This is a genomic window from Corynebacterium meitnerae (genome assembly GCF_027570075.1).
GTDB lineage: Bacteria > Actinomycetota > Actinomycetes > Mycobacteriales > Mycobacteriaceae > Corynebacterium > Corynebacterium meitnerae.
The window spans coordinates 73135-90231 of record NZ_JAKMUS010000004.1 but is presented as its reverse complement, the minus strand read 5'-3'; the positions used below and the strand labels follow the sequence as shown (position 1 = coordinate 90231).

Genomic DNA, 17097 nt, shown 5'->3' with positions numbered 1-17097 from the left:
GTTCCCCTGTTGATTTAACAGCTTTTGTTGAAGCTGGGGACTGGGTAACCACTCAATAAAACTGACCGCCAACCAATATGTCTCATACTCACCTCCGTTACCACCAAGGCGTGGAACACACCCAACACCCCACGGAGGAGACAAACCACATGTCGGATGAAAACACCACCCCCGCAGACCTCGCACAGCAGGCCGCTGACAAGGCGCAGCAAGCCCAGCACGACACCGAGCAGGGCAACTACACCCAAGCCGGTGAACACCTAGGCGAGGCGCAGGCCAACGAGGCGGACGAAGCCGTAGACCTTGACGCGCTACGTAAGCAGCTCGCCCGATACGAAGCGGAAAACCGCAAGTTGAAGAACGAGAACGGCGACCGCCGAGTGAAGGCGAAGCAGGCGGAAGAACAGGCAGCGACGTTGAAGAAACTCGCGCAGGTACTCGGTTTTGAACCGTCCGACGAAGACCCGGAGGAACAAATCAAGCAGGCCAGGCAGGCAGCGCAGGCAGGAGAAGCCGAGCGTGACAAGCTCCAGGCCGAACTCGACCGAATGCGCGAGGACAACACCCTACGCAAGCTGGCGAAGGAAAACGGGGCAGACCCCGACATGCTTGTGCCGTATCTCCGTGGTGTAGGTGATCTCCCGAAGTGGGGCAGCGACGAGTGGGACAGTAAGGCTGGCGAACTCGTCACCAACACGCTCAACTCATTCCCACAGTTCAAGGCGGGTGGGGTAGCACCCCGCACCAGCGGAACCCCAGCCCCACGAACAACAACGATGGCCGAATCCTCACCGCCGATGACCTCAACCGCCTGTACGCACAGGGCAAGTTTGAGGAAATCAACAAGGCAGTGGAGGAAGGCCGTATCAGCCGCTAACAGTTTCCACTAGGAGGAACACACTATGGCAACTCCACAGTCCCACAAGAACTGGGATCCGGTAATTGGCCCCGTTGTCGCGTCCGCGCTCATGCAGCCGCTCAAGGAGACCTGGGCATTCGCGCAGGAAGGCGTGACGAACCGCGACTTCGAAGGTGAAATCAAGGGCAAGGGTGACGAGGTTGTTGTCTCCAACCTTGGCCGTCCCACCATCCGTAAGCACGACGAGTCCGAAGACATGATTGTTGAAGATGTCGAGTTCGGAGAGCGTAAGTTCAAGACCGACCAGGGCGACTACTTCAACTTCAAGATTCCGCTGGTATCTTCCGTCCAGTCCGGCCTGGATGTGAAGCCGGAGGCTGTGCAAGAGGCTGCGGAGGGCATGGCCGAGCAGGTAGATACCTACATCGGCAAACTCATGAAGGACGGCGTTCGTAAGCAGAACCAGGTGGGCAAGCTTCCGTTGGATATTGATTCCAAGGATTGGACCTGACCCCTGTTTGGTAGACACCTCTGATTCCGGCCGTGTTGGGTCGGGGAAAGGTAATCTACGTCCATGCCTAGGAAGGTTTATTCGGATCAGTTCAAGCGTGACGCGGTCGCGATGTACGAGAACGATCCACATCTCTTGCTCAAGGCTGCAGCCGAAGTTTTAGGGATCTACCGCACCACGCTTCGCACGTGGGTCGACACGTACGGCACCGGTGCAAAGACCCAGAGTCCACCGGTTTCACATGCTGATCGTGCCAAGCAGCTCACGGATGCAGAAAAGATACGCCAACTGCAGCAGGAAAACGCCAGGTTGAAAGAAGAACGCGATATCTTGCGCAAGGCGGCCAAATATTTCATGGAAGAGACAAACTGGTGATCCGCTTCCAGTTTGTCGAGGACCACCGCACCGAGTACTCGGTCAAGCGGATGTGCACCGTCCTTGGGCTCAAGCGCAGCTCTTACTACAAATGGAAAGCCAGCAGCGCCCAACGGCACCGCCGGCTGATTGACGATGCCATGCTAGGGGCGAAGGTCAAGGCGGTCTTTGACGAGAAAGACCAGCTTTACGGTGCCAAACGCATCGCGGCAGAGCTGACCTATAACGACGCTTACAACGACAATGGCCCGGTCAACCATAAGCGCATCGCCCGGATCATGAAGAAGCTTCGCCTGCGTGGCTACACGAAAAAACGCAAGGTCACCACCACCAGGCGTGGGCCCAATCGCGTGGTGTTTGCCGACCTGGTCAAGCGAGATTTCACGGCCCCGGCTGCAAATAGGGTGCTCGTTGGCGATATCACCTCACTGCCGATCGCGGACGGGTCGAATATGTATCTCGCTTCGGTCATTGACTGCTATTCCCGGATGCTCGTCGGCTTTGCTATCGCCGAACACATGCGCACCGAACTCGTCGAGGAAGCACTCGAGCACGCACACCACACCCGCGGGAGTCTTGCCGGGGCGATCTTTCATTCGGACCACGGAAGTGTCTATGCCTCATCGCAGTTTCAGGCCACCTGCCGCAGGCTCAACGTCACCCAGTCCATGGGTGCGGTCGGCACCAGTGCCGACAACTCGCTGGCGGAGTCGTTTAACGCCACCTTGAAACGAGAGGTCCTCAAAGACAAGAAAGTCTTTGCCAACCAGCTCGTCTGCCGACGAGACGTCTTCGCATGGTGCGTGCGCTACAACACCAGCCGAAGACACTCCTGGTGCAAGTACCTCACCCCCACAGAGTACGAAGCCCACGCAGCGTAACAATGCGCTAAAGTAAGCCCCACAATTTCACCACCCCATGGTGTCTACTTTCCGGGGGCCGGGCCCGATTCTTTCTCCGTGCTAGTGAAGTTGCGTAAGAAGTTGAACGCTACCCACGTTCCGAAGACTGACCGTTTCGTGATGGTTGGCCCCGAGATGGATGGAAGCGGCGCTGCTGCACGATGAGCGCCTGGACAAGGCAGTGAACAACAGCAATCTCTTGAACGGTGAGATTGGTCGCCTGCTCGGGTTCCGCATCATTTCCGCGCCGACGGTGCCGACGGTGGCGGGCCGTGAGGTGGTCATTGCGGGCCACCCGATGGCTACCCCGTTCGGCTACCAGATCACGGAGGTGGAGGAATCGTCCATGCTGCCGTTCCGTTTCACCCGTGCGATTACGGGCCTCCAGGTGTACGGCGGTTCCGTGATCCGCCCGGAGGCGCTGGCGACGGCTGAACATGATGTGGTGGAGCCGACCACGGCGGGTGCTACCGAGTAGACGCTAGCCCGTAGCAGACAGCGAAGGGGGTCAGGGTGTGTGCCTTGGCCCCCTTTACCCATACCTGGATGAAGGGCACACCATGAATAATCCGTATCAGGAAGAACTATTTAACCGTCTCTGTGACCATGAGAACGCGGGTGTGAACGTGAACTGACCCGGCTTATCAACTGGGCTACATCCGCTGTGTTGAAGTACACAGCTGTGCGGGCGTTCACTAAGACGATGATTGAGAAGTGGGTCAGAGTTAAGGCAGCAGGGTGTGTTCGATGCCGTCTAGGATCACATCGATGACGAGGTCGTAGTATTCCTCGGACATCGCTTCTTCTTCATCAGGGTGTGAGAGAGGCTCCAGGTAAGAGTTGACAATACTGGTCAGTCCAACAGATTGAGCCATCATAGGCTCAAGCCTGACAAGCATTTCGTGCAGGTTGTGGCGAGGCTGGATTTGATTGGATGCGCGCAGGTTTCTCGCTCCGATCGTGTGGATGATCGAGTTCGCGATAATTGTGTAGGCCACAGGCGAATTGTCACCAAACCCAGCTTCTTGTAGTTTGGCCCAGGCTCCATCGATCATCGGCAAAAACTGTTCGGTGAACTTGCCCCGCGCGAACCTGTCGGTAATCCCCGGATATGCTAACAATGCGGGGCGTAGATTGTGAGCCATAGCTCGAAACCAGGCTTTCCATTCAAGGTCCGGGTCGGGAACTTCAATCCCGACACATACCCGGTCTACAACAGCATCACAAATGGCTTCCTTGTTTGGAAAATAATGATAAATCACTGAGGGAACCACGCCCAGTTCACGGGCAATGTCCCGTACTGACCATCCCTCAACGCCACTGATCGCGCTTAACTGTACAGCTTGTTTGACAATCAGCTCGCGTGATAGCCCAGCCCTTCGCCCCGTTAGCACAGTGTTCATAAGGTGACCCTAACTTATTCCTTGACCCTTACTAGAACACCATTCTACAATATCCCTAAGTGAAACAGTGTTCTAGTAATGGAGTGTAGTGATGCCCGACCCTCGTAGTAATAAGCCGACACAGAGCTCTATTGATCCAGCAGCGCAAGCGAACCTGGTAGTGGGAATCGTTTTTCTCGCCTTTATGGGGCAAATGATTCTCAATCCGATCATCGCGCCACTGTCACGACAGATGGGATTGCGGGAATGGCATATTGGCGCCACTATCTCTTTGGCAGCGATTGTACTAGCGAGCTTGAGTGCTTATTGGGGGCGAGCTTCCCAACGTGTCGGCGCTAAACGTGTACTCGCTGCTGGGCTTGTGATCGCGATCATCGCTTTGAGCGCCTTCGGTATTGTCTCCTACCTGGGGATGAACCAGGTAGTTGGCGGTGTCGGACTAGTTTTTGGTGTTGTGATCACTCGTGGTTTGCTCTATGGTGGAGGGATTTCAGCGATCGCCCCGACCGCGCAAGCCCACCTGGTCACGCATGCTGCCAGCGAGAACGGGCGGGTAAAAGCACTGGGCATGATTGGAGCGGCTCAAGGGATGGCCTCCATTGTTGGAGGTGTTACTGGAGGTGTGTTAGCCGCTGCTGGTGGCCTGCTCTTGCCCTTGGTGGTCATGCCCGTTGTGATGGTGATTGGTCTGGTTGTTCTCTTGGTGAGTTTCGCACCTCAAAGCCGAGGGCAACTTTTTGCAAAGCCTCAACGGATTCGCTTCACTGATCCGCGTGTAGCTCCCTGGCTAGCAACTGGTCTGGTGATGTTTCTTGTGTTTTCTTCTGTTGCTACGATTTTTGGATTCACTGTCCAAGACCGCTTCGCCCTGTCGGCAACTGCGACCGCAGGTATTTCCGCGATTTACCTGACCATCATGGGCGTGACCATGATCATTGCCCAAGCGGTGATTGCTCCAAAGACAGGGTGGGGAGCAGCGAAGCTTTTACGTACTGGTCTGGCCATTACACTAGTTGCAACTGTGCTCATTTGGCCTACCTCCTCGCACGCTTTACTGGTTGTCGGGTGTATCGTGCTGGGGGTAGGTATGGGACTGGCGATGCCCGGGTACAACACTGGCCCAACCTTGAAGATGAGTGCAGATGAGCAAGGCGCAGTGGCTGGCATCATCAACGCTAATAATGGGTTGGCGTACGCGATTGCCCCGCTGGCTTCGACCGCCCTTTACGGGTGGAACCCGCTGGCACCCTTCGCCGTCTGTATCGCCTTGATTGCAGTGGTCGTCATCTACGCCCACACCGTACCCGCACTACGCCAATAACTATGAACGTGCCTGAAGTAGCCGTTCCATCACGTTATCCGCAGGAGTCGGCCCCGAGTAGTCCACCAGCGAGTTGTCTTTGACGACATCGAAAATCTCGTACCAGAGCGTATTCGCCTGCTTGCTAAACGACTGAGACATGGCCACGAATGGGGACGCGATAGCTGTTAGGACCACGGATTTAGTAACGCTGTGGTGAGTATCCAGTAATGTCCTGCGCCACCGGGTAGTGGATACCTTCCTTTTCTACGGCGTTGCGGACATTGCCCAGGTCGTGCTCGAAAGCGTACTCAGGGGAATGGACGCCGACGACGGTGAGGCCGGAATCTCGATAAGTGTCGTAAAGCTTCGTGATGTGCTCCCCCGCACGCTGACAGTTGATGCAGGCGTACGCCCAGAAATCAACGAGCATGACACCACCGTCCTGCGGGCTCGGCGGCTGGTCGGCGTTGATCCAGTTCGTCAGCCCCGCGAATTCCGGTGCCGGGCCACAATCCTGCAGCTGCGCGGGGTCGGCGCGGCGGCACGACTGCAGTGAACCGCTCCCAGTTGGTCCGACCTTGTTGAGAGCGTCATTGGCCAAGTCCGAATTCTCAAAACGGTTCGACAGCGACGACGTCCAATTCGGCAGCGCACGCTGGATCGCCGCCGGCGCGTCGAGAGCAAACGCCGCAGTGAAGACCAGGATGAGCACGCCGATGGCCTTACGGTGGCGCCGCACCGCGTCTACCTTGTCACCGATCTTGTTGCTCGCCAGGGCGAACACTAACAGCGGCAGCGCGGGCCCAATCGCGAACGCAACAGTGAGCACCACCGTGTTCCAGCCGATATGCCCAGTCGGGCCCGCCACCGTCACCGCTGCAAGCACCGGGCCCGCGCACGGAACGTACACCGCGCCAAGGGCCAGACCGATGAGAAAACCTCCCTTGCCGCGCGTTTTCTCCTGCAATGCCGTGGGGCGCGGAAGCGCGTCAAAGGGCTTCTGCAACACCTCCCCCACCGGCGGGAAAATCATTCCCAGCCCCACCCATGCCAGCAACACCACTCCCGCCCAGCGCAATACTGACTGTGGCAAATGCAGCGCACTAAGCAGAATCGTACCCAGCAGCGCGATCGCGGCGAAGCTCACGACCAAACCTGTCACCACGTGCGACGGTTTACGCCCGACGCTGACACCCAGCACCACCGGCAACACCGGCAAAATGCACGGCGACAATGCCGTGATCAGACCTCCGATGAATCCGACAAGAATCACGCTGATCATGAGTTTCCTCTACTTTCCGGTTGCCTTTCCTACACCCAGCACTACGGAGTGAGCACCCGCACCGGATTGGTCCAATCCGCATCAGCCCCCGGCTCCGTAGTACTCAGTGACGGGCCAGAAATACTGCGCCTGCGAACCGACAAAGTGAAGGAGACAAAATGTCTATCAACCGCGCAATCGCCGGCGTCAGCGCCATCGTCATCGCCGCCGTCGGCCTCGTTGCATGCAACGACTCCGGGGAGAAGATGGAGGACAAGATGGACGGCTCATGGCCCCGTCTTCCGAGGCGATGATGAGCGACTCCATGGCCCCGTCTTCCGAGGCGATGATGAGCGACTCCATGGCACCGTCCTCCGATGCCATGATGAGCGAAGACAAAATGATGGAAGAATCCAAGTAGCACATGACCCAGGTGTTAGATTTGGAATCTGGGGATCCTGACCGTCTCTTAGAAAGCGTGCGCGCGGGCGATAAAGTCGCTTTCGCCGAGCTTTACGACGTTCTGGCCCCACAGGTTCTCGGTCTCACCACCCACATCTTGCGCGACCGGGCCCAAGCGGAAGAGGTCACCCAAGAAGTCTTCGTGGAGGTATGGCTAAGCGCCCACACCTTCGACCCACACCGCGGCAGCGCCAAGTCATGGGTACTGCGGCTAGCCAAATCGCAAGCCATCGATCGGCTGCGGAGCTGACGCAGCTCCCAAGCCCGCGACACCGACGATTTCAACAGTCAACTGACCACGTGGGTCGCTGCCGCTGAGGACGAAGCTCAACAGCGACTAGAGTCTGAGGAGCTACAAGAACTCATTGATTCAATCGGAGAGCCCCATCGAAGTGCGCTCATGCTCGCGTATTTCGGGGAACTCACCCACCAAGAAATCGCCGATGCCACTGGCGTCGCTCTCGGAACAGCCAAAACCCGGGTACGCGACGGGTTGCAAAAGCTTCGCAAGGCCGTGTCGTTGAAAGGAGGCCTGTGATGGATAAAGATATCGAGGACCTCTTCAATTCCGCAGCCACGCCGGTCACTCCGCCACCGGAGCTCAAACGCTCAATCATGGAGCGTATCGACGCTACCGACCAGGTCACAGACTTCGACACCGCGCGGAAGAACCGCTCCTGGCGACGTCTCACAACCGCCGCAGCAGCCGCCGTTGTGCTCATCGCCGGTGGCGGGTTCGCGGTCGCCCAATTCACTGTCGACGAGTCACGCGAATTCGTGGCAGCCCAAGGCGTCGACGAAATGCACGCAATTATGGAGGCCGACGACGCGCGTCAAGGTCAGGCCGACGCGATGGGCGCGAGCCTCGACATCGTGATCAGCTCTGACATGGGCAAGGGCGGCGCCATGGTCAACGGCCAGCCAGCTCTCAACGACGGCATGGGAGCACAAGTGTGGGCCGTCATGGCTGACGGCGCCGTGGAATCGGCTGGAGTCATCGGCCAAGAACCCCACGACGACGTGTGGATGCCGCTGCCCGGTGGAACTGCTTCAGTTCTGGTAACCGAGGAAGTAGCCGCCGGCGCGGCGCAACCCACCGGCGCGGTGCTGGCCAACGTGACGCTCTAGTGCCGGTTGCTTCCCTTGGCGTGCTTCAGGCCATTCGCGTTCTAAAAACCACAAAGCCCCTACCCAAAGTGGATGAGGCGAGGTGGCAGGCCTAGCGTTAGTCCTATGACGTTGCCAAAGTTCGGTCCCGCTTGGGCTGGCGCTTTAATGGGAACCTCGATTGCGTCGAGTTTGACTGGGTTACATGGATTTCATGTAGCCCAGGTCGTTTTTGCGCTCATCGCGGCGGGACTCCTTGTTGTGTTCACGGTCGGCGTGCGCAATGAGCCGCCGCGGCACCAGAACATGGCGGCGTGGGGCATGTATTCGATGGGGCTGCTCGCGTGCGGCTCGGCGTGGACGGCGCTCACCGGAAATGACGTGTTCCAGTTGGTCAGCTGGTGGATCGGCGCGCCACTGGCCATCATTGTGTGCTTGTGGCAACTCTGGGGTTTGTGGAAGCAGTCCGCGCACTACACCGAGCCTGCGTTCCCGTGGGGCTTGGCGCTCGTGTCCCCGATGGTCGCTGCGACATCCGCCGGGCAGCTGGCCACCCATCACGGCGAGTTTTATCACTGCGCGGGCGAGCTGTGCTTCTTCCTCACGTTCTTCACCGCGATCCCGCTGTTCCTCTACTGCTACTGGTCCCGCACGCGCCCGCGTGGCGCCGCCGCGGGTACAGCGTGGATTCCCCTCGGTGTTATTGGCCAGTCGACGGCAGCATCGACATTGCTTTTCGACGCTCACCTGTACGGCCTCATCATGTTCACCCTCGCCGTACCGTGTGTCCTCTATGCCATGTACTGCTTCTACGAGGCTGTCCTCCACTGGGCGCCCTACGGCCCTGGTTGGTGGGGCTCTACCTTCCCCGTGGGCACTCTGTGCTTGGGTGCTTGGGACGAAGGCTGGCACACACTTTCCTTGGCGCTCCTCGTGCTCTTGCTCCTCCACTGGGGTGTCTGCGCGGTGCGCTTTGGCTCCTGGGAACTAAGCCAATCTGGTGCTAGATGAACTAGCTATCCGCGCTTCTCCGATGCCGTCGTCGTGGTGGTCCACGACTCGGCATAGCGGCCGCCCTTCGCCAGCAATTCATCGTGCGTGCCCCGTTCTGCGACCGTCCCGTCCTCCGAAAGCACGACGATGAGGTCGGCATCGCGGATGGTGTGCAGGCGATGGGCGACGACGATCACAGTGTGATCGCCGCGCAACGCCTCAATCGTGCCGACGATCGCCCGCTCAGTGGCCGCATCCAGCGAGGACGTCGGCTCGTCGAGAAGCACCACCGGGGAATCCTTCAGAAGCGCCCGGGCGATGGCGAGGCGCTGCCGCTCACCTCCAGACAGCAGCGTCCCTTCCTCCCCCACCGGGGTATCCCACCCGGAAGGCAGCAGCTCCACGATGCGGTCCACCCCGGAACGCCGGGCGGCCTCGCGCAAGCGGTCCCCGTCACCGGGCCTGGAACCGAAGCCGGGGTCGGCGAAGACCAGGTTGTCCCGCACGGACGCGTCGAAAAGGAACGTCTCCTGGAACACCGGGGTCACCAGCGAGTTCACGCCGTCGGTGCCGATCCGAGGCAAGGGCACCCCGCCGATGAGGATCTCCCCCGAGTCCGGATCATGAAAACGCGACAGCAGCCGCATGACCGTCGTTTTGCCCGCCCCCGACGGTCCCACTACGGCAACCAGCGCTCCCTGAGGTGCACGGAAGCTGACGTCGTCGAGAACCTTCTTATCTCCGTACCCGAAGCTCACGCCGCGGAACTCCACGTCATGCCCGTCGGGCAGCTCCGGTGCGGCAGGTTCAGGAAGGGCGGGGATTGCCCGCAGGTCACGCAACGCAGCCAACGTGTTGCGGCCCGCACCGAAACCGCCGGACAACGCTCCCGCCGTGGTGATCGGTCCGGTGAACTGGACGAGCACGATGAGCATCGGCGCCAAATGCGTCGGCGCCATCCCGCCCGTCGCGGCGACTGCCACGGCGACGATCACCGCCGCCGTGAACACCGCATGGACGACCGAACCCAACCGTCCGATGGCCGCCCCCTGCGTCGACGTCGCCTTCGCGAACGCATCGTGTTGGGCCTGGATAGCCTCATCTACCATCGCGTCCGCCGCCGAACCGTCGCCCGCGGCGCGAATCGCCTGCTGGCCGCGGGTGAACTCGATCAGCCTGCTGGAGACGGCAGCGACGGCCTCAGCATGTGCTTCGTCCGACTCCCCGCCGACCCGGCCAATGGCCCGGTAGGCGAAGAAGAGCACCGGCGCCGACGCGACAAGAACCAAACCGACGCGCCAATCCACCGCCAGAATTCCGAAGGCGATGACGGTCGGCGTAACCACCGCGGCGATGACGGGCCGCAGGATCACGTGCGGCACGGACGCCGCGAACGCGATACCCGACGACGCCATCTCCGAAAAGCGGCCGGCCGTGGACTTGGTGACGTACCCGAGTGGCAACGTCAGCACGCGTTCGCCCAGGGAACGCAGCAGGGACGAAAGCACCGCTGCGGAATTCGCCCTGCCGACTGTCCCCGCGGCGAGGGACAGCACCGCATGGGCGGCCGCGAGGCCGGCGATGACGCCGGTGAAACGCCACGCCGTCGCATCATCTCCCTCGGCCAGAGCCGACAGCAGCGGCAGCAGCGCGACGAACGCCGCTCCCTGGGCCAGCGCGGCAAGCGTGGCCAACGCAATGAGCCACACCAGCGTCATTCTCGAGCGCCGATCCGTCATCGACCACAAGTCTCGAATCATCGGTTCCCCGCCTTTTCATCGTCTGATTCAGCGCCCCGCGGGGCGGATGGTTCGTCGTCGAGCGTGAACGCGCGCCACAAATCCCGGTAGCGGCCACCGCTCGCGAGCAACTCGTCGTGAGTACCCGCCTCCGCGACCGCTCCCCCATCGAGAACGAGGATGCGGTCGGCGTTGCGGATCGTGCTCAACCTGTGCGCGATCACAATCACCGTCCGCGAACGGGCCAAACGCTCGATTGCGGACTGGATGAGGGCCTCGGAAGCCGGATCCGCGTAAGCGGTTGCCTCGTCGAAGATGAGCACCGGCGCGTCCGTGACGATCGACCTCGCGATGGCTACGCGCTGCGCCTCACCACCGGAAAAGGTCACGTCGACGTTGACCACCGAATCCAGGCGCTTCGGCAGCGCCGCAATGACCGCATCGAGGTTCGCGAGCTTCGCGGCCGCCATGATTTCGTCGTCGGTGGCGTCTCTCCTGGCCAGCCGGATGTTCTCCCGCAACGGCAGCGTGAACAACTGCGGATCTTGGAACACCACCGACACCGAGCGGTGCACGTCGCGCACGGCGATGTCGCGAAGATCGACGCCGCCCAGCAGCACCGAGCCTTCAACGGGGTCATGGAAACGCGCCAACAGCCGGGCGACGGTGGACTTTCCGGAACCGGAGGACCCCACTAGCGCAGTGAGGGTCCCTGGTTCGAACGTCGCGGACATCCCGTCGAGGACCCGCGGCCCATCGCCGTAGGAGAAGACCAGGTTCCGGACCTCGAGCGCGCCTCCGCGCGCGGGCACCGGATCGGCGGGCTCGGCGATCGGCGGCGTGCTCAGTACCTCCGCGATGGACTTCAGGGCGGCGATCCCCGCGATGATGGGTTCGGAGTTCATGGCCACCCGCACGATCGCCGCGGAGAGTCCAAGGCTGAGAACCAGCCCGGCGACGAGACCCTCCGGTATGCCGCCCGCGGCGTCCCTCAGAGCGAGGCCGGCCCCGCACACCACTGCGAGAACTGTGGTCGGGGACGTCACCACGTCGATAAGCCCGAGATAAATGTTCGACTGCCGGGACCAGGCGGACCACGCGCGGACGAACGACAACGCCGCGGCATCGTAGCGACCCGCGCCCTGGTTAGCGCGTCCGAAGGACTTCATCACCGGGATACCGCGCACCAACTCAATGACCGCGGCCGTCACTCCTTCGGAAGCTCGCTCGTAGTCGCGCTGAAGACCAGCTCCGCACGAAATCATCACGCCCATCAAGGCGAAGGTGACCAGCACCGGGACGACCGCCACCACCGCGATCCGCCAATCCACCACGACGAGCGCGATGAGGGAAAGCAGGGGAACCAGCACCGCCACCACGGTCTCACCGACGGTGTGGCCCATGAGCTGGTGGACAGCCGCGACGTCCTTCTCAACCGACTCGATGATTCCCGACGAGCGCCGGGCGTCCAGCCAGCCCAGCGGCAACTTCCGGATTTGGGCGACCAGTCGGCGCCGGAGGTGGAGCTGCAGGTCATTATCCGCCCGGTGCGAGAGCATGCCGGCGGCGCCGTCCGCGGCCATGCGCACCGTTGCGGCGACGACGATGACAGCCACGGCCAACCACGTCCGATGCTCCGGAGCCTCCGGGTACGTCATCGCGATGTCGATGATGCCGACCAGCGAAGCGACGGTAGCCACCGACGACAGGACGGATAACGCGACCACCGCACGCATCCGGGTCCGAATCGGGGCGAGCAGCGACCACGGGCCTACGGTCCCGTCCACGGCGCTCACTTGCCCGCCTCCCCGATCGCGCTTTTCTTCGTGAGAGTGCGGAAGTACACCATGCCGACGTGTGAGGCTCCGCCCAACTTCAACTCGTTGGCTTCGGCGAGGTCCTCGAGCTCGCTGCCCCGGAACACCCGGTGGCCCATCTTCGCCATGACGGCCATGTCGACCCGCTCGTTCACGTCGGGATCCTCGGCGAACGTCTGCACGTAAGCGATGCCGCCGTCGGCGAGCAGCCCGGCGACCCTGTCGAGCGCGGCACCCGCATCCTTCATTTGGTGGAGCGCGCCGCACACCCAGATTTCATCGGTCCTGCCGGGCTCTCCCGCGAGCGGCGCGAGGACGTCGGCGACGTGGAATTCCGTCCGGGCCCCGAGCCCGTCGACGGCGGCGCGTTCGCGGGCGAGCCACCCGGTTCCGCAACCGAGGTCGAGAACCCGGGCCGGCGCATCCGGCCCGGGATCCAGCGCACGGAGCTTCCGATATACGGCGGCGGCGTCCATCGGTTCACGCGCATAGCGGCGGAGGAACCTCGGCTGGACCTTGTCCTCGTAGGCCGCGAGGAGTCTGCGGTTGTTCTGGACAATCTGGGCAATCGACTTCATCTGGTTCTGTCTCCGGGGTGTGTGGGCCGCGTCCACGCGGCGGTTTCGGGTTAGGTGCTCGGGTTCGCGGGCCGTCGTCGGCGGCGATGCCCCCGTGGACGTGCCCGTCATGCAGACTCCCCCGGCCTCGTTTTCACGGCGATGCCCCACGCCGCGAGCACGGCGATGCCTAAGAACCAGGCCGCGCAGACCACCAGACCCGCAGCCCCGGTGCCGTTGACGGCCTCGCCGGCCGCGGATACGGGGGTGTGCCCGGCGATTCCGCGCAGGAGAGGACGGAAGTGGTCGGCGGGCATGAGCACCGTGTTGACGAACATCGCAACGATGATTAACGGGATGAGGGCCACGGAGCCCTGGGGGCTGGTGATGGAGAACGCGATGTACGTGCCGGTGCATGCGGCCGCCGCGGCAACCATCGCGCCGGTCACCGCGATCCTCCACCACCAGGACGCCTCAGGGGGGCTGTCGGAAAGCAAGGCGGCCACCGCCGCGACGACGACCGACATCGCCATGATCCGGATGAACTCGGCGATGATCCGTGCGGCCGGCACGGCCGCGTACGGCGCCGGCATGGTGATCAACCGCTCGTGGAGGCCATTGCTGCGTTCAACGAACACAGTGGACGATCCCGTGATGGCCAAGATGAACGCCCACGTCGTCACGACCAGGATGACCGCGTTCGGGAGTTCGAACTCTCCGGTGAGCTGCCTGACCAGGCCACCGAACATGCGGTTGACGATGAACAGGTACACGAGCGGAGCAATGAACGTCATGAACCAGAAGTCGGGGCGCCGCAGCCAAATGTGGGCAATGCGCCGCAGATGCACGAAGATGGGGCCGATCATGATTCGCTCCTCGAGGTGAACCGGCGGATGAACAGGACGATTCCGGCGACCGCCGCGACACCGAGCCACAGGGCTGCCTCTTCCCCGGCACTATCCGGGAAGGCATCCGGGGACGCCGCCCTGATCACCTCGATGATCGGCGAAAACGGCATGTGACGTACGACGTCGCGCAGGGAGCCGTCCAAAGCGGTCGCCGGAATGAACGCAGTGGAGAACATGAGCAGCAGCATTTCCAGCGCCTGGATCGATGAGGCCGTCGACACCGGGGCGGGCACCATCAGGATCACCCCGTCCGTGACCAGGGACAGGACCGCCGCGGCGAGCAGCGACCACAGGACAGTCCACGCGACGTCACCGACAGCCATGTCGAGGCCGCAGGCCCACGCGACGACCAGCAGCGCCGCGATCGACGCGGACATCCGCAGCACATCGGTGACGAGCCTGCCGGCGACATAGCCGCCTGTGGCCCCGGGCAACACGCGCACGCGGTCAACGAGCCCGGATTCGACGTCCTGTCCCACCGCCATCGCCGACGCCGCGGCGGTGAACATCGCCGCCTGGAACAGGCAGCCGCCGAGCACGAAACGCAGGTACCCGAAGCCGGATTGCCCCGCCGAGTACCCAAACACCGCGTACAGGCACAGCAGAAAGAGGGGCGGAACTACGAACATGGAAATCAGCGACGCGGTGTTGCGTCGCAACAGCAGCAGATCCCGACGGAGAAACGCCGCGACCGACGTCGCACTCATCGCGCCGCACCCCCTGCGTTCATCGATATGAATACCTCGTTGAGGGTGGGCGGCGACACGCTCAGCGAATCCGGCAACGCTTCCGAGGCCTCCATCGCCTGCGCCACCGCCTCGAGGACCCGCGGTCCGGGGTCGACGTCGAGGGACACCGACTTCCCCGCGACGCGGGCGCCGTCCAGGCACGTTCCTCCGAGGCAGCGGGCGAACGCCTCCGCCTCGGCGGTAGTGGCAAAGGACACTCGGAGCACGTGCGACCCGAAGTCGCGGCGCAATTCCTCCGGCGTTCCGCTGGCGACGATGCGACGATCCTTGAGCAGATGGACGTGGTCGGCCAGCGCCTCCGCCTCTTCCAGGTACTGGGTGGTCAGCACCAGGGTCATTCCGTCGTCCCGCAGCTGCCGGATGAAGCCCCACAGCTCTTCGCGGCTAACCGGGTCCAGCCCCGTCGTGGGTTCGTCGAGGAACAGCAGCCTGGGCACGACGCACAGCGACGCGGCGATGTCGAGGCGGCGCCGCATGCCACCCGAATAGGCCGACGCCAGCGTCGAGGCACTGTCTGCGAGCGAGAATTGCGCGAGCAGTTCCGTCGCGCGGGCGGCCGCGGCGGCGCGGTCGAGTCCGCGCAGCCGCCCGAAGAACTCCAGGTTCTCCCGGCCGGTGAGGTTCTCGTCGATCGCCGCGAATTGGCCGGTGGTGGCAATGTCAGCGCGCACGCCCGCCGGGTCCTCTTTCACATCGCGCGAGAAGATGCTCACCTCGCCGGAGTCGGCGGTGATGAGCGTCGACAGGATTCGGATGAGGGTGGTCTTGCCTGCACCGTTGTGGCCGAGGAACGATACGATCGCCCCGGCGGGCACGGTAAAACTCACGCCGTCGAGCACATGCTTGCGCATCCGGGCGCCGCGCTTTCCCTTGCGCCCGCCTTCGGGCGGGGTGCCCGCTTTGCCCGCAATCGGGTAGCTCTTCGTGAGGTCGCGGACGACGATCGCCGCACCTCGTTCAGCTTGATCCGTCATCGTTTCCCCTTTTCTTTGGTATCGCAGTGGGCCGCTGTCGGCAGCGGCCCCGTGGTCGGGTTGTCATGCGGCACCTCGATATGGATGCCCGCATCGCGGGCGAAGGCGAGGACCGGTTCGAGGAGCCGGGGGTGGCCGACGAGATCCCGGCACCCCGGCGCGACCGGCTTCCCCGCGACCGCCACAACGGTGGCGGCAGCAATCGCCGCGGTCATTTTGTAGGAACCCGGGCCAGTCGCCCGGACGACGGTTGTCTCGGCCGGTGCCTGGTCACGGCCTCGAACCACCTCGGGGGATCGGCGACCACCTCGGAAACCGGCAGCAACACCTGGTCGTACCCACGAAAAAGGGCGTAGACGTGGAAGCCAATCAGCGAAAGGTTGTGGGTCAAAGGTAGCCACGTGAGCATCTTGTTCTCGTACCGGTGCGCGTGGCGTGGGATCGTCGCGCGCAGACCGTTCAGCACGGACTCGTTGGTTACGATGACGCCCTTTGGCGATCCCGTGGAGCCGGACGAAAACTGGATAAGGGCTTCGCCGGCCGTCCCACCTCGCACCGGGAACGCGGGGACCATCCCGGCGCCATCCCCGGAATCCACCTCCCCCGCCTGAGAGAAGTCCGATTCAGCATCACCCGGCATCGCCGCACCCGGTTCCACGGCAGCGTCATTGACGATGGACACGTCGAGCAGCCGGTCCTCGCCCACGACCACGGCACCGTTTGCGCCGGTGAGCAGCGTGTGACTGCGTTCGTCGACCAGAATCGGGGCCCCGGGCATCATGTCCGAGAGCGTCCGCACCCTGTAGACGTCAACCGGGCCTGACACCGGCGGCGCAAGCGCCGGAACCGCGCCGGCGAAGACGCAGCCCCAGAACGCCCGGATGAGCCCGCGGTTCTCCGAAACCTGGAAGATCACGCGATCGCCGGGGCCGATGCGGGCTTCGGCCAACCGAGTCGCAGCCGCCACCGCCTCCGCATGGACCTGGCCATACGGGACGAAGACGTCCCGCCGATTCTTGACGAAGGTGATCCCCTTTTTCGTCTCATCGGCCTTGTCCCGAAGCACGTCGCTGATGGTCCGGATCGTGTTCATTGGTACCTCTTTCGGTTGTCGGCGCCATGCCGGTGCCGGGCGGACCGGGCCCGCATGGCGTGACCCGGAGGATGTGTCTGAAGG

Annotated in this window: 19 protein-coding genes and 2 pseudogenes; 10 read left to right on the top strand and 11 right to left on the bottom strand. The window is 62.5% G+C overall.

From position 1 onward, the window contains the following. Window positions 1-149 precede the first annotated feature (149 nt). From L8U60_RS03935 to L8U60_RS03920, 4 genes are all read left to right on the top strand, one after another. Entirely contained in the window at window positions 150-890 is a 741-nt protein-coding gene (locus L8U60_RS03935) for a coiled-coil domain-containing protein (protein WP_269965072.1), read from the top strand. 12 nt (window positions 891-902) lie between these two features. After that, window positions 903-1370: a hypothetical protein gene (locus tag L8U60_RS03930; protein ID WP_239245692.1), complete on the top strand. Its 468-nt coding sequence runs from the start codon at window positions 903-905 to the stop codon at window positions 1368-1370. Between the two features lie 63 nt (window positions 1371-1433). Beyond that, a protein-coding gene (locus L8U60_RS03925) for an IS3 family transposase (protein ID WP_269965071.1) occupies window positions 1434-2626 on the top strand; the annotation gives its coding sequence in 2 pieces (ribosomal slippage) (window positions 1434-1722 and window positions 1722-2626; 1194 coding nt in all). Between the two features lie 160 nt (window positions 2627-2786). Then, window positions 2787-3125 carry a hypothetical protein gene (locus L8U60_RS03920; protein ID WP_239245686.1) on the top strand — a complete coding sequence of 113 codons (339 nt, stop codon included), beginning with the start codon at window positions 2787-2789 and terminating at the stop codon, window positions 3123-3125. Between the two features lie 247 nt (window positions 3126-3372). Here the strand turns inward: L8U60_RS03920 and L8U60_RS03915 are convergent, their stop codons facing one another. Further along, complete coding sequence (locus L8U60_RS03915) at window positions 3373-4050, bottom strand: TetR/AcrR family transcriptional regulator (RefSeq protein ID WP_070462451.1); 678 nt, start codon at window positions 4048-4050, stop codon at window positions 3373-3375. 91 nt (window positions 4051-4141) lie between these two features. Here L8U60_RS03915 and L8U60_RS03910 point away from each other — a divergent pair, with 91 nt between their 5' ends. Then, window positions 4142-5371 (top strand): MFS transporter, encoded by a 1230-nt coding sequence (locus L8U60_RS03910; protein WP_070758589.1) that lies wholly within the window; start codon window positions 4142-4144, stop codon window positions 5369-5371. On the opposite strand, the gene L8U60_RS03905 is transcribed toward L8U60_RS03910, so the two are convergent. Together L8U60_RS03905 and L8U60_RS03900 are read right to left on the bottom strand one after the other, a co-directional pair. Continuing rightward, window positions 5372-5512: a hypothetical protein gene (locus L8U60_RS03905; protein ID WP_224213110.1), complete on the bottom strand. Its 141-nt coding sequence runs from the start codon at window positions 5510-5512 to the stop codon at window positions 5372-5374. A gap of 70 nt (window positions 5513-5582) precedes the next feature. Then, a pseudogene (locus L8U60_RS03900) lies at window positions 5583-6635 on the bottom strand (cytochrome c biogenesis protein/redoxin); the annotation flags it as partial. A 158-nt stretch (window positions 6636-6793) separates the two neighbouring features. On the opposite strand from L8U60_RS03900, the gene L8U60_RS03895 reads away from it, so the two are divergent. The 5 genes and pseudogenes from L8U60_RS03895 to L8U60_RS03875 all read left to right on the top strand — a co-directional run bounded on the left by L8U60_RS03895 (window position 6794) and on the right by L8U60_RS03875 (window position 9194). Then, the gene (locus tag L8U60_RS03895) at window positions 6794-6928 is read left to right on the top strand and encodes a hypothetical protein (protein WP_269965070.1); all 135 of its coding nucleotides are present in this window, start codon (window positions 6794-6796) and stop codon (window positions 6926-6928) included. Beyond that, entirely contained in the window at window positions 6904-7035 is a 132-nt protein-coding gene (locus L8U60_RS03890) for a hypothetical protein (RefSeq protein ID WP_269965069.1), read from the top strand. Before L8U60_RS03895 ends, L8U60_RS03890 begins: the two co-directional genes overlap by 25 nt. Before the next feature lie 3 nt (window positions 7036-7038). After that, window positions 7039-7614: pseudogene (locus L8U60_RS03885) on the top strand (sigma-70 family RNA polymerase sigma factor). Then, complete coding sequence (locus L8U60_RS03880; protein WP_269965068.1) at window positions 7614-8204, top strand: anti-sigma factor; 591 nt, start codon at window positions 7614-7616, stop codon at window positions 8202-8204. The pseudogene L8U60_RS03885 and the gene L8U60_RS03880 overlap by 1 nt, the downstream one beginning before the upstream one ends. A gap of 105 nt (window positions 8205-8309) precedes the next feature. Further along, entirely contained in the window at window positions 8310-9194 is an 885-nt protein-coding gene (locus L8U60_RS03875; protein WP_269965067.1) for an SLAC1 family transporter, read from the top strand. 5 nt (window positions 9195-9199) lie between these two features. Here L8U60_RS03875 and L8U60_RS03870 read toward each other — a convergent pair whose 3' ends face one another. The 8 genes from L8U60_RS03870 to L8U60_RS03835 all read right to left on the bottom strand — a co-directional run bounded on the left by L8U60_RS03870 (window position 9200) and on the right by L8U60_RS03835 (window position 17013). Beyond that, window positions 9200-10915 carry an ABC transporter ATP-binding protein gene (locus L8U60_RS03870; protein ID WP_269965066.1) on the bottom strand — a complete coding sequence of 572 codons (1716 nt, stop codon included), beginning with the start codon at window positions 10913-10915 and terminating at the stop codon, window positions 9200-9202. A gap of 17 nt (window positions 10916-10932) precedes the next feature. Further along, window positions 10933-12702 carry an ABC transporter ATP-binding protein gene (locus L8U60_RS03865; RefSeq protein ID WP_269965065.1) on the bottom strand — a complete coding sequence of 590 codons (1770 nt, stop codon included), beginning with the start codon at window positions 12700-12702 and terminating at the stop codon, window positions 10933-10935. A 5-nt stretch (window positions 12703-12707) separates the two neighbouring features. Next, window positions 12708-13310, bottom strand: a complete 603-nt coding sequence (locus L8U60_RS03860; RefSeq protein WP_269965064.1) for a class I SAM-dependent methyltransferase — start codon at window positions 13308-13310, stop codon at window positions 12708-12710. A gap of 107 nt (window positions 13311-13417) precedes the next feature. Beyond that, window positions 13418-14224 carry an ABC transporter permease gene (locus tag L8U60_RS03855; protein WP_269965063.1) on the bottom strand — a complete coding sequence of 269 codons (807 nt, stop codon included), beginning with the start codon at window positions 14222-14224 and terminating at the stop codon, window positions 13418-13420. Beyond that, window positions 14152-14904, bottom strand: a complete 753-nt coding sequence (locus L8U60_RS03850) for an ABC transporter permease (protein WP_269965062.1) — start codon at window positions 14902-14904, stop codon at window positions 14152-14154. Before L8U60_RS03850 ends, L8U60_RS03855 begins: the two co-directional genes overlap by 73 nt. Then, window positions 14901-15920, bottom strand: coding sequence for an ABC transporter ATP-binding protein (locus tag L8U60_RS03845; protein WP_269965061.1), 1020 nt, complete (start codon window positions 15918-15920; stop codon window positions 14901-14903). The genes L8U60_RS03850 and L8U60_RS03845 overlap by 4 nt, the downstream gene beginning before the upstream one ends. Continuing rightward, window positions 15917-16135 carry a hypothetical protein gene (locus L8U60_RS03840; protein ID WP_148132123.1) on the bottom strand — a complete coding sequence of 73 codons (219 nt, stop codon included), beginning with the start codon at window positions 16133-16135 and terminating at the stop codon, window positions 15917-15919. The genes L8U60_RS03845 and L8U60_RS03840 overlap by 4 nt, the downstream gene beginning before the upstream one ends. Then, on the bottom strand, window positions 16132-17013 hold the full coding sequence (locus L8U60_RS03835; RefSeq protein WP_269965060.1) for an AMP-binding protein: 882 nt from the start codon (window positions 17011-17013) through the stop codon (window positions 16132-16134). Before L8U60_RS03835 ends, L8U60_RS03840 begins: the two co-directional genes overlap by 4 nt. Window positions 17014-17097: the final 84 nt, after the last annotated feature.

What these genes read in the sequence shown, in the direction of transcription:
- L8U60_RS03935 (WP_269965072.1), top strand. Translation starts at nt 150, where the DNA reads ATGTCGGATGAAAACACCACCCCCGCAGACCTCGCACAGCAGGCCGCT.
- L8U60_RS03930 (WP_239245692.1), top strand. Translation starts at nt 903, where the DNA reads ATGGCAACTCCACAGTCCCACAAGAACTGGGATCCGGTAATTGGCCCC.
- L8U60_RS03920 (WP_239245686.1), top strand. Translation starts at nt 2,787, where the DNA reads ATGGAAGCGGCGCTGCTGCACGATGAGCGCCTGGACAAGGCAGTGAAC.
- L8U60_RS03915 (WP_070462451.1), bottom strand. Translation starts at nt 4,050, where the DNA reads ATGAACACTGTGCTAACGGGGCGAAGGGCTGGGCTATCACGCGAGCTG.
- L8U60_RS03910 (WP_070758589.1), top strand. Translation starts at nt 4,142, where the DNA reads ATGCCCGACCCTCGTAGTAATAAGCCGACACAGAGCTCTATTGATCCA.
- L8U60_RS03905 (WP_224213110.1), bottom strand. Translation starts at nt 5,512, where the DNA reads ATGTCTCAGTCGTTTAGCAAGCAGGCGAATACGCTCTGGTACGAGATT.
- L8U60_RS03895 (WP_269965070.1), top strand. Translation starts at nt 6,794, where the DNA reads ATGTCTATCAACCGCGCAATCGCCGGCGTCAGCGCCATCGTCATCGCC.
- L8U60_RS03890 (WP_269965069.1), top strand. Translation starts at nt 6,904, where the DNA reads ATGGCCCCGTCTTCCGAGGCGATGATGAGCGACTCCATGGCCCCGTCT.
- L8U60_RS03880 (WP_269965068.1), top strand. Translation starts at nt 7,614, where the DNA reads ATGGATAAAGATATCGAGGACCTCTTCAATTCCGCAGCCACGCCGGTC.
- L8U60_RS03875 (WP_269965067.1), top strand. Translation starts at nt 8,310, where the DNA reads ATGACGTTGCCAAAGTTCGGTCCCGCTTGGGCTGGCGCTTTAATGGGA.
- L8U60_RS03870 (WP_269965066.1), bottom strand. Translation starts at nt 10,915, where the DNA reads ATGACGGATCGGCGCTCGAGAATGACGCTGGTGTGGCTCATTGCGTTG.
- L8U60_RS03860 (WP_269965064.1), bottom strand. Translation starts at nt 13,310, where the DNA reads ATGAAGTCGATTGCCCAGATTGTCCAGAACAACCGCAGACTCCTCGCG.
- L8U60_RS03850 (WP_269965062.1), bottom strand. Translation starts at nt 14,904, where the DNA reads ATGAGTGCGACGTCGGTCGCGGCGTTTCTCCGTCGGGATCTGCTGCTG.
- L8U60_RS03845 (WP_269965061.1), bottom strand. Translation starts at nt 15,920, where the DNA reads ATGACGGATCAAGCTGAACGAGGTGCGGCGATCGTCGTCCGCGACCTC.
- L8U60_RS03840 (WP_148132123.1), bottom strand. Translation starts at nt 16,135, where the DNA reads ATGACCGCGGCGATTGCTGCCGCCACCGTTGTGGCGGTCGCGGGGAAG.
- L8U60_RS03835 (WP_269965060.1), bottom strand. Translation starts at nt 17,013, where the DNA reads ATGAACACGATCCGGACCATCAGCGACGTGCTTCGGGACAAGGCCGAT.